Source organism: Pseudomonas sp. Xaverov 83, from assembly GCF_019352905.1.
Lineage (GTDB): Bacteria > Pseudomonadota > Gammaproteobacteria > Pseudomonadales > Pseudomonadaceae > Aquipseudomonas > Aquipseudomonas yamanorum.
On record NZ_JAAAFU010000053.1, the window covers coordinates 23,695 to 38,822 of the forward strand.

General features: G+C 53.8%; 14 protein-coding genes and 1 tRNA gene. 4 read left to right on the plus strand and 11 right to left on the minus strand.

From position 1 onward, the window contains the following. Positions 1-293: 293 nt before the first annotated feature. On the minus strand, positions 294-1,688 hold the full coding sequence (locus K0H47_RS17265) for a radical SAM protein (RefSeq protein ID WP_008145673.1): 1,395 nt from the start codon (positions 1,686-1,688) through the stop codon (positions 294-296). 39 nt (positions 1,689-1,727) lie between these two features. Here K0H47_RS17265 and tmk point away from each other — a divergent pair, with 39 nt between their 5' ends. The 3 genes from tmk to K0H47_RS17280 all read left to right on the plus strand — a co-directional run bounded on the left by tmk (position 1,728) and on the right by K0H47_RS17280 (position 5,400). Continuing rightward, positions 1,728-2,360 carry a dTMP kinase gene (tmk, locus tag K0H47_RS17270; RefSeq protein ID WP_008145672.1) on the plus strand — a complete coding sequence of 211 codons (633 nt, stop codon included), beginning with the start codon at positions 1,728-1,730 and terminating at the stop codon, positions 2,358-2,360. A 47-nt stretch (positions 2,361-2,407) separates the two neighbouring features. Beyond that, the gene (locus tag K0H47_RS17275) at positions 2,408-5,110 is read left to right on the plus strand and encodes a tetratricopeptide repeat protein (RefSeq protein ID WP_008145671.1); all 2,703 of its coding nucleotides are present in this window, start codon (positions 2,408-2,410) and stop codon (positions 5,108-5,110) included. 89 nt (positions 5,111-5,199) lie between these two features. Next, positions 5,200-5,400: a hypothetical protein gene (locus tag K0H47_RS17280; RefSeq protein WP_008145670.1), complete on the plus strand. Its 201-nt coding sequence runs from the start codon at positions 5,200-5,202 to the stop codon at positions 5,398-5,400. 97 nt (positions 5,401-5,497) lie between these two features. Here the strand turns inward: K0H47_RS17280 and K0H47_RS17285 are convergent, their stop codons facing one another. The 6 genes from K0H47_RS17285 to K0H47_RS17310 form a co-directional block, all read right to left on the minus strand. Continuing rightward, a complete protein-coding gene (locus K0H47_RS17285) occupies positions 5,498-5,710 on the minus strand; it encodes a hypothetical protein (protein WP_008145669.1) in 213 nt (70 codons plus the stop codon). Positions 5,711-6,074: 364 nt separating this feature from the next. Further along, entirely contained in the window at positions 6,075-8,276 is a 2,202-nt protein-coding gene (locus K0H47_RS17290; RefSeq protein ID WP_219273295.1) for a hypothetical protein, read from the minus strand. Between the two features lie 27 nt (positions 8,277-8,303). Further along, a complete protein-coding gene (locus K0H47_RS17295; protein ID WP_007992485.1) occupies positions 8,304-8,483 on the minus strand; it encodes a hypothetical protein in 180 nt (59 codons plus the stop codon). 478 nt (positions 8,484-8,961) lie between these two features. After that, positions 8,962-10,512 carry a TIGR04141 family sporadically distributed protein gene (locus K0H47_RS17300; protein ID WP_219273296.1) on the minus strand — a complete coding sequence of 517 codons (1,551 nt, stop codon included), beginning with the start codon at positions 10,510-10,512 and terminating at the stop codon, positions 8,962-8,964. A 228-nt stretch (positions 10,513-10,740) separates the two neighbouring features. Then, entirely contained in the window at positions 10,741-11,841 is a 1,101-nt protein-coding gene (locus tag K0H47_RS17305; RefSeq protein WP_008145665.1) for an XRE family transcriptional regulator, read from the minus strand. Beyond that, positions 11,834-12,451 (minus strand): hypothetical protein, encoded by a 618-nt coding sequence (locus K0H47_RS17310; protein WP_007992482.1) that lies wholly within the window; start codon positions 12,449-12,451, stop codon positions 11,834-11,836. The genes K0H47_RS17305 and K0H47_RS17310 overlap by 8 nt, the downstream gene beginning before the upstream one ends. A gap of 558 nt (positions 12,452-13,009) precedes the next feature. Here K0H47_RS17310 and K0H47_RS17315 point away from each other — a divergent pair. Continuing rightward, positions 13,010-13,294: a hypothetical protein gene (locus tag K0H47_RS17315; RefSeq protein WP_008145664.1), complete on the plus strand. Its 285-nt coding sequence runs from the start codon at positions 13,010-13,012 to the stop codon at positions 13,292-13,294. Between the two features lie 2 nt (positions 13,295-13,296). Here the strand turns inward: K0H47_RS17315 and K0H47_RS17320 are convergent, their stop codons facing one another. The 4 genes from K0H47_RS17320 to ihfA form a co-directional block, all read right to left on the minus strand. Continuing rightward, the gene (locus K0H47_RS17320; protein WP_257626690.1) at positions 13,297-13,689 is read right to left on the minus strand and encodes a hypothetical protein; all 393 of its coding nucleotides are present in this window, start codon (positions 13,687-13,689) and stop codon (positions 13,297-13,299) included. A gap of 630 nt (positions 13,690-14,319) precedes the next feature. Beyond that, positions 14,320-14,396: transfer RNA gene (locus K0H47_RS17325), tRNA-Pro, on the minus strand. Between the two features lie 90 nt (positions 14,397-14,486). Next, positions 14,487-14,843, minus strand: a complete 357-nt coding sequence (locus tag K0H47_RS17330; protein ID WP_003219935.1) for a MerR family transcriptional regulator — start codon at positions 14,841-14,843, stop codon at positions 14,487-14,489. Then, on the minus strand, positions 14,824-15,126 hold the full coding sequence (gene ihfA / locus K0H47_RS17335) for an integration host factor subunit alpha (protein WP_002553164.1): 303 nt from the start codon (positions 15,124-15,126) through the stop codon (positions 14,824-14,826). The genes K0H47_RS17330 and ihfA overlap by 20 nt, the downstream gene beginning before the upstream one ends. Positions 15,127-15,128 lie beyond the last annotated feature (2 nt).

Here is a 15,128-nt window from a genome sequence, read left to right on the forward strand (position 1 = left end):
CTAAGCCGCGCCCGCGGTAGCAGCTAGCTCTGTAAAACCATGGTTTACGAAGACTGCTAATACCATCGAACTCGGCGAGCGAAACATCTAAACGCGCACGCTACTGATTTGGCCAGCCTACCGCCTCCGCACTAAACCCGTCCGTGTACTCCCGCTTGGGCGCATTGCTATCTCTCATCTCGACACCCTATACATCTGATGCTTCCAACTTGTTGCCGTACGTGGAATCGAGGCAGGGTCAGTTTGTTCATGCTCAGCGATACAGATGCCTGCCCATCGACATTTTCTTCCAGTCAGGACGGGAGACGTGGAAAGGCGCGAAACGGCAACTGCGATGTATCGCTTGCCGCAATATCACAATCAAAGTCCGCACGCGTATAGTCGCGCGGGTAATAAGAGAAGCTCTTCAGGTAGAAATATGCGTCTGCATCCATGTAGCGCCTAGACAATTCCAAGCTTGCGGCCTCAGCCGACTTTGCGTCGAAATCATGGCTGAGATGAATCATTGATATCCCGCTGTCGTTCGCGCTACTTGGGTCGACCGGCGCAGCACCGCTCCTCGACCATTCACGCAAAAGAATGTCCGCAGTTTTCGGTGGGCCATAGGCCACGACCGGGCCGACCGAGACTCCGGTAATCGAACCCTTGTGCTCATCGAGAAACGAACGCGTTTCATCTAAAGTCTTGGTCGTTTCCCCGGCATAAAGCAAGACATTGACCTTGGCGGCGATGCCATGATCGCTGCATGCTTTGAGCAAAGTAGACGCTCGCTCTAAGTAGCGATCCGGATTGGGCGATTTGCGCATGTTCAGGATCTGCGTCGGCGACGCCGTTTCGAGCCCGAGATCGAGTACCTTCATACCTGCCTCGGCGAGACAGGCGATCGTTTCAGGCGTGAGCGCATCGACGCGGCTTTCCGTCCGCCACTGGACATTGAGGCCCGCTGCCCGAAAGGCATTCGCTAGGCCTGTTCCCCATTTCTCATTAGGCGCGAACATCGATGACTGGAAATAGGGTCGGATCTCGCTGTCGCCATACTGGCTAGCAACCGCCGCAAATGCACTTGCAATCTGCTCCGGCGCACGTAGCTTCTCAAGCCGGATATCTCGCTCCTCACAGAAGGCGCAGCCCATGCCACACCCGCGCGATGCCTCGATACTCGGTTGATAGCGCTCGAAACCTGATATCAAGGGATGCTTCAAGACAAAATCTGGTGTTGGCGCAGGCAGGCGGCGCAAGTCCGGGGAGTTCGTGAGGAGGCTTGCTATAAGCGGTTCTGCCAGCCCTGGGACGAGTAGGTTCGCCTCAGGCAGTTTCGCATGCAACCAGTCAGGATCGGGCCCAACTACCCAACGTCCCCCAACAATGATTCTGGCGTCTGGATCAACGCTACGCACTAGCCGGCAAAAAGTCTGCGCCCACGGAAGCGCATAGAAGCTGGGGATGGATAGCATTATTGGCAACCGAGACGGAAATACGCCTTTATCAAGCAGCACGCCAAGCACGTCGGCGGGTTCGCTGTGCTCGCCATGCAACAGCAGGGTCTCGGTCCCAATGGCATCTAGGATCGTTGCCAGCGATAATGCACCGTAGTTGAGATATAGCTGCCGGCGCGCAAGCATATGATCGCGCTTCTTCGGCGACAACATACCGGCGGATACGAATGCAACTGTATTCGAACGCTTCATTAAGTACCACTTCCTTGTGTTTGAGCAGAAAGGACGCACATGCCATTTATAAGTATCGAGGGCATCGACGGTAGCGGGAAGACCGAGCAGGTTAAGCTACTTGTTGAGCATCTGAGAAGCGCCGGTCAATCGGTGCTACAGACAAAGGAACCGGATGGTGGACAACTGGGTGCGGAAGTGAGGGCGATCCTGACACGGCCCGACCGCCGACTCGATCCCGTAGAGCAGCTCTTGCTGGTAAGCGCTGCTCGATTTGATCACGTACAAAGTATTATCCGGCCAGCATTAGCGAATGGCCAGTGGGTCATCTCCGATCGCTTCATCGATTCGACTTACGCGTTTCAGGTTGCGGTGTCCGACGTCGACCTGCACCAGTTATTCCGGTCGACCCGCGACATCGTCGTGGGATCCACATTCCCGGATCTGACGATCATCCTCGACCTTCCGATCGAGGTTGCAAAGCATCGGCGGGGTCAGCGTCACGACGGCGTTGCCGACCCGGCGGAAGCGACGCGGGATTTCGCGGCCATCCAAGACGGGCTACTAACGGTGGCACACGAGAACCCGAGACGCTGTCATCTTATCGACGCGGACCAGTTGCCAAGTGCGGTTGCGCGCGATATCTGGCAATTGGTCGAACCTTTGTTGCGAGACTCTCCGGCAACGAACTAAGCGGCCGTGGCACGTCGCCTCAGATCTACTAATACCCGGAACACTTCATGAATCCGCAAACCCGCAATCTGCTCATCCAGCGCGTGATTGACTCGCTTGGCATCTTGGCACCTGGCTCTATCTTCGAGCGTTTTGGGGTCATTCTGATTGAGCGAATGAACGATGTCAGGTTGGTGCAGCGCGGTTCGTCAGTAGGCGGCAGCCCCGTCGGGGGAGCGTTGGATGCCGTTTCCGAAGATGGCCGGATCGTCGTCGAGGCGTCGATCGTGAAGGGTTATTTTTCGGGCGCAATGAAAAAGCCTTGGAGCGATCTCGACCACACTCTCACGCTGGCACCATTGGCCGAAGACATCTATCTGCTGAGTTCGCAGCGCGCAGAAACTGGCGTAATCGAAGCGATGGTAAATGCGGCCCTCCAGCAGGATCGCATGGTCGGGCGACGCCTCCACCTGATGGACAGCCGCGCTATCGCCGAGGCCATCATTGACACGCTGATGCTACGTGACGACGCGATCGACGACCTGGCCCAGCATCTACCCGTCCTGGCTGAGATCCGCGATGACCACCCCGCGTCATTGAACGCTCCGCCGCTGAGCGCGCTTTATGTTAAAAATGAGGCGATCGACGCAGAACTGGACCGGCTCCTAGAAACAACGCCGTGTGTCGAGATCGGCGGCATTGGCGGCATTGGCAAGTCACAAGCCGCAGCCGCCTGTCTACTGCGTAGCGAACACCGTTTCGAGTACAGGTTCTGGGTCAGCGGTCGCGACATCGACAGTGTCGAACGGCTCTCGTCGGTTCCGGTCCAGCGCGGCGGTGCCGAGCGTAACGTCAGTGCTCTGTTACGCAGGAACCGCACATTCTTAGTCGTAGACGATGCAAACCCGAGCCTCGTGGTAGAACAGTTAGCCGCATTATGTGGACCGAACTCTCGGATTCTGATCACACGGCAAAACACGTCACCTGGAGCGTTCGCTATGCCTACTATGAAAGAGCTACAGGCTCGCGAATTGCTTGGTAAGGGGCTTGATACCCAGCCGTCTATGGAGGAGTTCCAGACGATCTGGCGCGCAGTCGGCGGTCATCCTCTTAGCTTGGTGATGCTTAATGCCGCCGCGTACGAGGGCGTGTCGTGGAACGAACTCGCCGAGGACTGCGCCAATGTCGCTAATCTACCGGTTGGTGGCGCACGGCTTGCTGACCGAATTCTCGGACGGCTGAAACCGGCACTAGGGGAAGAGCTGTGCCTGTTCCAGTGGGCGGGCCAGAGTCACTGCGATCGCGCGTTTTTCAAGTACGTTATCGGACCGCTTCGCTTGAGAGCATTCGAGCGTCACGGACTGACTGCCCCCGAGAACGAAGCGTCGATCCGCATCCACGATATCGTCTTCACCGCCCTTAGTTCATTGGATTGGCTAACCGAAGAGAAGGCACGACAAATCGACAGTAAGCTCGAGGCGTTCATTCTCCAGCAGATCCGCGAGGACGGACATGGCTTACAGCTGATCGCATCGCAACTGAAGGGCAAGATCGCCAGTAATGTCGAGAATGGTGATCGTCGTCCGGCATTCCTATACGCTTTGTCGATGGTCTGGATAGGCAGCGCCATTCAGATCCATTTGCTGCCCAACCCATTGGAAGAGGCTCAGCGGCTCAAGGCGTTGGGCGCGGCCAACAACGACGTGGCCATCCTGGTCGTCCTCGAGACAATCGAAGCAAAGGAACGCTATCTCTGGCAAGCGTCAGGGGAAGTGGTTGCCGTAGAATGGCTAGGAACGGTCGTGCAGGCCTACGGCGATCTTGAGGCCATGGCTGACCTCAGTGCACGTCAAGCCGCTGTAATCAAGCACCACCATGCAAAAACGCTCCGTAACCTGGGGAAACATGCCGAAGCAGAGCGCTTGTTCGAGGAGGTGGTCGCCAGCCACTCGCTTAATGATGCCAAACTTCAACTGGTGCGGTCTGTCGGTCGCAGGCCTCAAGACTATGAGACGGCAAAACGATATGCGTCAGAGATCATCAATACGAAGCTGGACAACGGAGCCGTGTCTCCCTCACTGCTGATGGCTTTAGGCGACGCGCTCAATGGCGCTCGTCAGACCTGGGCTGGTGACCTTATCGAACAGCATGAGGAGCTGTTTCTAAGGGAAGCGCTGTACAGTGCCGCCATCGGTATACCGCAAGGCTATCACTCTGTCGCTAGCTTTGTCCGAGCGCTGGTCTGGCATGCACCGGAGCGGGTCGAAAGCGTACTGGCGCGCCTGCCCGAACCAACACCGTTGATGCTAGACGATGACCAGAGTCGGGGCGGCTATGCGGAGATCATGCTGCTCGCAGCGGGCGTCGACGACGAAGCCGTTTACCTGAACCGCGCTCTAGACGCTTTTGAGACGCTGAAAGCGCCAAACATCTATCAAAAGCGCAAATGGGGCGAGGCGCTTTATAAACTTGGTCGCTACGCAGAAGCGGAGACTATCCTCGATACGATAGAAGACAAGAGCGGCCGGATTTGGTTGGCTCACAATTTGTCGCAGGTAAAACTCGAGCTGGGCAAGTTAGAGGAGGCTCTTGATCTCGTTAACGAGTCCGTCGCGGGGGCTACCGGCATGAACGAAAAATACCGTAGTAGCTTCCTTCTGCAGCGCGTCAAAGTAAAAATCGCTTTACAACAGAATCCTGCCAGCGATATAGCCGAGGGCTATCGATATACAACCAATCCCGGTCTTATCGCTCAGTTTTCCGCGTTCTGACCTAGGCGTGTCGGTTTTTTTGTGTCACCAGTGTTGAACTCAGTTCAGGGAAATAGGTACACCGAACTGAATGGTAAAAACGAGTGGCCATGCTGCGCATTCCGCCGCAGTTAATGGGCGTGGCCCCGCAGAACGCAGGAGGGTTCCGGGCGGTGCGTGACGCAACTCAGGTATGGTCTATGAATGAGATTGAACGAGAGCAGGCCAGGCTGATGCAGATCAATGAATGGCTGGACCAAGAAGTGATCCGCTTCACCCCGTACGAGGTGCATGCAGGCAACGAAAACTGAGCCTGTGTAGACAGAAAAACCGCCCTTTGTGGAGGCTTGTTTAGGTGGGGCTCTGAGAGAGGCCTAGATCCGAGGCACCTATACCTAGACCTAGCCGCTACTGCACGGCACCCTCTTCCTCGGCGCTGGTGATTCCGCACCACTCACAGCTGTCGCCGAAAGACTCGTCGTAGGCTCCCTGGCTGACAATTTGATTATCCTCTTCGGCCAGGGCGTCCTGCTCGACGCATTCATTACACAGGGTCACGGTCGGGTATTGTTCGGCGGCACTGTCGGACTGCATATCCCCAAAAACGGTACAGGTTTTCATGGGTATAGCTCCTATATTGTGGTGGCCCAGTGTAATCAAATTTGCGGCTTCGAGGGCCCCAGGCTTTGAGAGTCTGCCGTAACCCATCCACGTCCACCTTCTGCCGGTTGGGTATCACTACTGTTCACGCCGACACCGAATTGACCCACGTGCCGACGCAAGACAGCCCCACCTTCAAATTGGTACAAATCCAGCGTAGGCGAAGGTTCGAGATGAGTCAGACTGGATCAGTAGCATTTCGGCAACTAGATCAATCGGCGCCGGCACGAACACCTTCACTTTTCATGAGAAAAACGGGCGCATCTGCATCCCGGCGGTGCGCAACATGAGTAGTAATGGCGGCTACGAGCTCAACGCCACCCGCTCAGCGACCTTCTATTATCTGGATCTCGAACGTTTGCTCAGGGAAATAGCGTTCAAAGCGTTTTTTTGCATTCTCCAATAGCTCAATCCGATTGACGTAGTCGCGACTGTAACGTCCTGACTCCACATTAATGAGGAGCGATTCGCCTTCTGTAGGACGCCTGATCTCACCCGCTATTCGAGCGGGCTTGAAACCCGTGATACTGGGATGTCCACGACCGTCATGCTCGGCGGCGATTAACAAATCACCATCCAGAGAAACTGCCCAGATCAAATTGCCGACTTCACCGCTTGCGAAGGTCGGGAACATGTCCAACAGCTTTATTCCATTAGGCTCGTACAAGGTCTCCAGCGTACTATTCAGTACTATATTCCCACCTTCGAACTCACTTGCACGTAAATTTTTTGGGGCGCGTGGCGAGCCATAGGTCTTGTCCAGATACGTTGTACGGCTTGATTCGTCTGCTTTCAAACGTCGAAGGAAAGACTGATAAAAGTGACCGGAGTTGACCTCCACCACATCCGGATCAGCACTTTGCCGGATCAAATCGAGCAACGCCTCGCCCATAAAAATGTCATAGGCAAGAATGGCGGAGACAGCATTCCCTTGAGGAATTTCGCTCGCATCGATCAGCACTTTGAAGAGCGGAATGTCTTCGTTGTTAAATGACACAACCCACTGAAGGCGAGCATAACTGGTCGTCAGGAATTCGACTTTTTTCGCTTGCCATGCCTCTACTTGCTCCGGACTGGCATCAAGAACCTCATCACTATGATGGTTTTTAGTGTCGGGAATATGTGCCAACACCTCACTGCGGATATCAGAAATTTCACGCAGCTCAATTTCGTAGCTTAAAAAATCCAATGGCTCGCCACCTGCCATATTCTTCAGTTCTTTGACGATGAGATTGGAGGTTTCATACACGTATATAAAAGGAAGACGTGCTTTCCTGTCGCAAGGAACCACGGAAAAATCAGGGGTGATCAGTTCATGTGGCTCATCCCAACCACCCGCCTCGTTCATCCGTTGCAGGCCAAGCGCCCACTTGATGTCGCGTGGAGCCGAGCCTTCTATCAAGTTATACCCATCAATTCCAATCAGCTTGGCCCGGGCATAGGGCCCCAGCCGGTCATCATGGACGTATAAAACCTGTTCGTCCTGATCAACCTTGTAGCCCACCACACAAATGGCGTGTCCGCCACGGGCTTTGAACACAGGCTTAGCTGTTTGCCCACCATGACTGTCAGTCACATCCTGTGCTTGCGACTCACTCGCGGTTTCCGGACCAGTCGAAGCACAGTCCAGGCTGGCATCATTTGCAGCCGCGTTAGGAGCCGTAAGCACCTGGGAAAACACTTCGCCTGTGAGAATCATGGGAAGCGAGCTGTTGATATGCGCAATCACTGACTGCAGGAAATAAGGCTTGTCAGGTGCTTCCATACTCTTGGCGTGGTAGCGCAATCCTTCAACGTCTAATGAGCGCAAAATTTGCTTGTTGCTCAGTTGTTGATTCGGAAAGCTGTTGGATGAGTCTTCAACATGGTTGATGGCGTTGATCGTGATCTCGCTGCACGAGTGGATACTGCGTGTGCTACGCAATTTCAGCGCATGCAAGGAAGCCCAAATAGCCGTCGTTGCACAGGCGGCAACCACCTTGTCTTGTTCCTGAAAGGCAATCGACTCCACCTTGAGCGAGATCCCGAACAGGTCGACGCTGTATTCACGAGCGAGTCGTCGCTTACGTTTGCTCTCGCTTCGTTCATCCGGCATGACCTTCAGGCAGGTCTTCCCAATGAAAGTTCGAGGCAACGGTTTGATCACCATAAAGCCAAGGTAGTCGCTGTTCAGGTCATCGATTTCGGCCTGAGCAGCTTCACCACGCTTCAAAATCGATGTAATCGTACGGTGATCGACGGACGAAGAGAAAAAATGGAGGCGCGCACATTTGTGGCCGTCGTTGCCGAAGCGCTTAACGTAGTAGCGTGAAAAGTCTTCCAGGTAGTCCTTGTCGACGTAGTTGAACTCCAGAAGCACTGTCTTGGCTTCCAGGCAGGTCAGATAGGTAAACAGGTAGTCGACCTGATCCTTGCTGAAAATGTCCGGAAAGTCATACCCAAAGCATTCCCTGACAAGATTGGTGATCGTCGGCTTCGCGAATTCAGAAACAAGGTACGGAGTCATAGGCATAAAAAAAGCAGCCATCCGGCTGCTTTTTCCTTCGAGAATAGGTTAGAGGCTGCAGGTCTTAGCTAGCAGGGCCTGGCTCACGGCTTGGGAAGCGATACGCTTCTCAATCTCTTGGTCGTATTGGCGCAGGCGCTCTCGGCTCTCTTCCATTCGCGCGGCGCGAACGTCAGAGGCTTCATATTTTCTACGATTGGTGAGCTCAATCAGTGCAATCAGACTCATGGCTTCTCTCAAGAAACGGCATGGATTATTCAAATTAGCATGTAAGCTAAGCTAAGCACAATCGGTAGGGTTAGTGCTTGCAGCTCATCGAAGCCTAGGAAATTTTTGCAGGCGTTCGAGCTTTCAGTTTGTCAATCAGTATACAGATAGGGAGCTTGAGTGAACACTCCCCCTTCTTCAGAAGCGAATGAATGCCATCCTTCCACGGTTGAGACAACCGTTGAGAGCAAGCGTTCATAGCTCACGCTCACTCACCTTAGCTTCGATACTCAAAGGTTCCACGCCACTTCTGGCTATCGGCTCATGTGTAGAAAACTGAGCTTTTACCTTTCACAAAAACCTCCGTGCCTAGTGATGTTCGTCACTGATCAATAAGGCAGCGACTCCGAAAAAACCGGAGACACCTGAACCAGTTCGGCAGTCTCTTCCAAGCTATGGGCTGCGAGGCCTCCTGGTGTAGGTGAGAGCGCCCTTGTTTTCAGTTACCAATCCTGCACACCTCAACCTGGTAGCCCATAGCGATCAATCGCTGGGAAAACTGCCTGAAGTTGACCTTTGAGAAGAATGGCATATGCAGGACTTCGTTGGGTTGCATGATGGCGAACACTATCTTGTTTCTAGGCTGTGTGGCCGAGTCGAATACGAACTGAAACTCCCCCTCCTGAGCGAGATGTCTATTAACCTGCGCCGTTACGTCGGGATCATTGATAAGCGCCTCAGCGGACACGTACGCCTGGGAGAACAGATGGCTCAAGACGCTGGACGATGAGTATTTTTTTACGTGGATGATGTCGTATTGCGGCGTCATCAGGTCACAGAACTCAAATGGACTCGCAGCACCGTTCAAACGAATCAGCTTCTGATCAAGCAGAAAGAAATTTACGTTGTCGACGACCCGTCTTAAGTACGGGCCTTCTTGGTCGGTACCGTACCGAGGGAACTGGAGGGTAGATCTGGAAGCCGCTTCGAAGTATTGGTTTACCTGGCCCGTGTAGTCTCGATCAATCTGGTACCAATCCCCCTCGCTGAGCAGGTAGATCTTTTCTTCGAATTCGATCTCCGCCTCAAGGCAACCGTACACGGGCCAGGCAGCGAGTTGCTGCTCGTCCGCCCCATACAGGTAGATGCGCTCCGAACTCAGCGATTGCAGCGTGACCGCACCAAGGATCTGCTTGGCCAGGAGCACCTGTCGAAGATCCAGATCGTAGGCAATCGCAGGGCCGTTACGCGATCGCGCACGGTGCCTCAGATAACCAAAGCCGCTAATGTCATCAGATAATAGCTGGGGAGCTGCCGCGCGGACTCGATCAAACTCTTGAGCGTTAATCGCAACCACCAGTTGCTCATCAAGCTGCGCCACGAGCGTTGCATCTCGTACCGGGACAATGAAGTCCATCCACGGGTACTTTTCCTTGCATCGCTCGTCCTCATAAGCCGTCAGTAGACGAGCAGCGATCTCGGGAAGTTGTTCGAGCCTGACATCGGAGTGCAAAACCAAGGAGTCCGAGCCACTCACATACTCGCCTTCATCCTGGTCGCTCTCAACCACTCCAGTGAGCGACTTGAGAATCTCCGAGTCGAATTTAAAATCGAACTCCGAAATGGCCAAGTGCTTTGAAGATTGCGCTTTTGAACGCAGCGGAGTTCGATCAATGCTCGCCTTTTCCACTGACTTGATGAGTAGCGGATCCGTCAGGCTTAACGCTGTTCTCAGTCCAAAATAGCGCTCGATTCCAAGTGCATCAATCAGATGCCGGGCGTGACCGAACGTGAAGCAAAACACTCGATCCTGAACCGCCATGACCAGGAGCGCCTTGAGCGACCGGCCTGTCAGATCCAGCTGCGCGACTTCCTCGATATTGCTGAACAGCTGTGTCCATTTCGGGTGAGACGGATTGGTCTGGTGGTAGAAGAGGCACTCGACGCTCTGCAGTGAAAATGAAATGGGCCGCAGCCTGGATTCATCAGTCAACGCGTCGAGAACAGTTCTTCCTGCCTTAAGCAAGAACACATTGATCGTGATCTTCACACGTCCTCCATGACTCAGCAGTTTGATACCAAATTGACACCCGCCATTTCGCCCGTCAAGACGACTTCAAATAACCTTCACTCCTCGGGGCTGCGCCCGACTTATCCGCGCCCATTCCCTGAGATCCACATCGACTCAATCAGGCTCGCTACATAAGCAAGGGATACCTGCCGACGGGGTTCATGTAGCTAAAGTATTCGGGGCGATTCACCCAATTGAATCAGGCCTTCACTTGACGAGAGACAACGGAGCCACAGGCACCCTGAGCATGAAGCGATCGGTGACAAGCGCATCTGTAAGTCCTGAATCCTTCAAGATACCGCGCCAAGTTGCATGATCCAGAAGCTCGATAGCCTTCTGAACAAGGCTGGGAGATTCCATCTCAATCTGTTCGTCCAGCTCCTCTCGCCGAGTGAATCCGTTGCGATTGAGATAGGTGAATCCCGACCGTGCCTGATCCTGGGTGATCAGATTCAGTGTCTGCGCACGGTAAATGAGCGCTTTGAAACTCACTTTCCAACGCAGCTTGAGCTCCCGGAGTGCAGACCAATTGAGGTACTGCCCCCGCATGGGAGGAAACTCTCCTGCAAAGCTCGCACGAGGCATCAACAAGGCGCTCGCAAACTGGTTGGCCTGATCTTCAGTGGTGCGACATCCCGTCTCGACCCCCTGGTGCATGACTAGGTGACCCAGTTCATGAGCAATGTCGAAGCGTTGACGACATGGGTTCTCCTTCGCGATGTTGCGCACGATCAGAGGTCGCTTGTTGTACAACGAGAATGCATCGACTCGGTCATCAGCATCCGCGAGGTTTACAACCAAAACACCAACACTTTCCACCAAACGGGTCATATTCGCGATTGGGCCTATACCAATCGACTGCTCACGTCGAAATCGCTCAGCGGCGACCTCCATCGAGTCGTGGTTCAGGAGCGTCTCGTCAAAGGTGGAGAACTTCACTGCGGGAAAATCGATTTCCTTTTCCAGTCCGTCAAGGAACAGCTCAAACAACTCAACTTGAGAGGCGATGCTCTTCTTCACTGTTTGCGTAGACGAGCGAAGACTTCGAAAATGGCATTGCTCAAGCTCCACAGAGCCACGCCGAGGGCTCGATAAAAATCCCTCGGTAACGCCTAACGCCTTACTGAGCACTTCGATCTGCGCCCTGTTAGGAATAGTGTTGATTTCGAGCTTGTGCGCGTACTGCCGGCTAACCCCTAGCAGCTCACCCAACTCCGCAAGCGAAAGGCCTGCGGCGCATCTGGCCAACCGGAGTTTCTCGGGAGAAAACTCTTCGCCAAATGTGAGCTGTTGCGTTCTTTCATCCATCTATCGGGCCAACATCATTTGCAGTATCCGTATCTGCGTCTTTCTTTTTACGACGCGGTTGAGCTTCAGTTACATCGACCTGAGGATGCTGCTCCATGGCTCGAACAGACACACCTGATCTCTGCTCATGCTTCCAAAGGCAAACGACATTCAGATTGGCGTCAAAACCGACAATCGCCGTTTCGATTTTAGGGAATTCAGGGTCCTGGTTGCTCGACAGATAAACCCGCCAAGTGCAAACCTCTGGAGACACCTCGAACAAACTCAGTTGGTGTTGCTCCAGCGGATTGGCCTTAATGCGGTGAGTTTTCCTGATGTCTTGAGGATTGTCCGTGACCACCTGAAAAAGAACGCCGTTTACGCTTACCGTGAAGTCCAGGGTCGCATTTCTCAACTCCAGCCAAGGCAACGACTTGTCTTTACCTAAGACTTGGGAAAGCCCCTGCAGTCGACCGAACAGCAGCGTGCCGCGCGTGTATGCGGTGTCGTATTGGGTAGTGGAATCTTCCAACGCACCGTAAGCGACGGAAGATACTTCCTGACAAAACCTGTCCAAGTATTCAGGCTGCAGTCTTGGTTCGAAATAGCTGGGGTGTTGAGTCTCAAGCATCAGGCGGACCCTCAAAAACTATGCATATCGAAAAATCTGTCAACTGAATTTTTATGCATTTCCACAAAAGTGTCAACCGATGTTCGCCCAAAAACCAATCGATCGAAAAGGGTTTCTGGAGAGACACTCCGGTGAACAAGCGGCTGGCAAACACATCTTGCAGTCTCAAACGCTGGATAGCGTGGCGATGCAGTCCGAGCATGCACGGACTCGATCTGCTCGGTCATATGGTAGGCAATGAGCAGATGGATCGATTAACGAGGAGGAAAAGCCCACAGTGGTATCCGGCAGAAGCCCAACGGCCTCGAAGCTCATAGGAAACATGCTGATTGGGCGGGTTAGGAAGCGGGCATTCTCCTCGGAGCGCTGAGTTCGTCCGCCCTTGAGTAAGGAGAGAACTCTTCACGCCTAGGCTAACGCAAGCGTGCGCAGCGTATTTGAGAGGATTTTACAGCCGTGAAAAATACCGTAATGGCTGGAACTGCCTGACATGTAGACTCTCGTTTTGCCTTCGCTTAATCTCTGTGAAGCCCATCACGGCTCAACAAGGAGTAGTCAATGGCTGTTTTTATGGTGACATGGAACCTCAATAAAGAGCGTGGGAATTACGCCCAAGCTCGGCAAGCCTTCATACAACATTTGGATCGCTATCAGAATGTCAGCGATCCAGGATTGGAGTCTGTTAGATGGCTTAACAGCGCCGCCACTGCGACTCAAGTTTCTGATGACCTAAGACTTAAACTCGACGTCAATGATCGTATTTTTGTCACTAAGATCAACGAAGGTGAGCACCAAGGTTGGCTTAGCAAGAGTGTGTGGGAATGGATCAACGCACGGCTTTAACGTTATCCGTACATCTTCGTGTTACGCACTCGTTGCTTGTTCAAGCTATCCAGCGCCCTGAACAACGAAGCTTTAGAATCGGCCCTTTCCGTAAATCCGAATCGGTAGATTTTATTTGTATCTGAGATGATGACCGCTTCGGTATGGAAGATTGAATCCCCCCAGCCGACCAGCTTACCCAGATCAGGCTGGATCAAATTGTGGCGCTCGGCGATCTCTCGCCAGAATTCGCCCTTTTCGTGCATGTGGCGTGCAAGCGTCAACGGAACCGGCGACGCTGTTTCCATCCCTAAATATTTGGCGGTGTCTTGCCACATACGCTCCCAAAGGTAAATGTCGCCGCTGACCACGTCGAAAGCCTCGCCACGAACTCGCTGAGCGCAGCCCTGGCTCATGCCTGCAAACCGGCGCCCGTGAATTGCAGTAGCTGGCCGTAGGCCTAATCGGTGCCGGGGAATCGCATCGGGATACTTAGCGCATGGGACAGCTCGGCGAAGACACTGATGACCATCGCAATATTCATCGGGTTGCCGTAGATATCCCCGACCATGAGATCAGGATGCAACGCCACATAATCCCAACGGCTATGCTCGGCACGCTTTCTCAGTTGGGATTCCTGAGCGACGTACAGGTTCGGTGGCGTATACCCCGCATCTCTCTCCCGTGCAGGCGTGCGAACCTCGCCCCAAGGTGGGAGCCGTAAATTTTGAAGCCCTAATAGATGACCACGCGCCGCAACATAGAGTTGGCTTGCTCCAGTCCGTCGAGCACGTTGGCCAACATGGCGGCGTTGCGACTGGCTTCCACCACCAGATTCCCTCCGACTGCCTGATGAGCCGCCAACTAGGTCCATCTCTGCCCTCCATCACCAAACGTCCTGGGGGGCATTGGCACACCGAAATCTTGCGCCCATCTCCTCCCCAAGAGGTGAGGATTCCACCAAGAGCCAGAGTTTTTGTAGGGGTAAAAACGCCTAAAAATAAAAAGGGGTCGCGAGATAAAATCTCGCAACCCCTTGAATTATATGGTCGGGACGGAGTGATTCGAACACTCGACCCCTAGCACCCCATGCTAGTGCGCTACCGGACTGCGCTACGCCCCGACTAGGCGTTTTACTGGGTTCGCTTCGCAACGAAGCGATCAGGAATATACCGCAAGCTTTTGAAATGTGGAAGTATTTTAAAAGCCGGAATTACTTCTTCAAAACCACCAGCACATCTTCGAGTTCGGAGATCATCTGGCGGATCATTTGCTTGTACTGGGTGGTGTCGTCTTTGGCTTCATCACCGGACATACGCTGGCGCGCGCCACTGATGGTGAACCCCTGGTCGTACAACAACGCGCGGATCTGTCGGATCATCAGCACATCCTGGCGCTGATAATACCGACGGTTCCCGGTGCGTTTGACGGGGTTGAGTTGAGGAAACTCCTGCTCCCAATAGCGCAGCACGTGCGGTTTTACCGCACAGAGCTCGCTGACTTCACCAATGGTGAAATAGCGTTTGCCTGGGATGACGGGCAGTTCGTCGTTATGACTTGGTTCCAGCATAAGCCTCAACTCGGGCCTTCAACTTCTGCCCTGGACGAAAGGTGACCACACGGCGAGCCGTGATCGGGATTTCTTCTCCCGTTTTTGGATTGCGGCCAGGCCGCTGGCGTTTGTCCCGCAGGTCAAAATTGCCGAAACCGGACAATTTGACCTGTTCGTTGTCTTCAAGAGCGTGCCTGATTTCTTCAAAAAACAGCTCGACCAATTCCTTGGCCTCGCGCTTGTTCAGGCCCAGCTCTTCATACAGACGTTCCGCCATCTCAGCTTTCGTCAAAGCCCCCATAC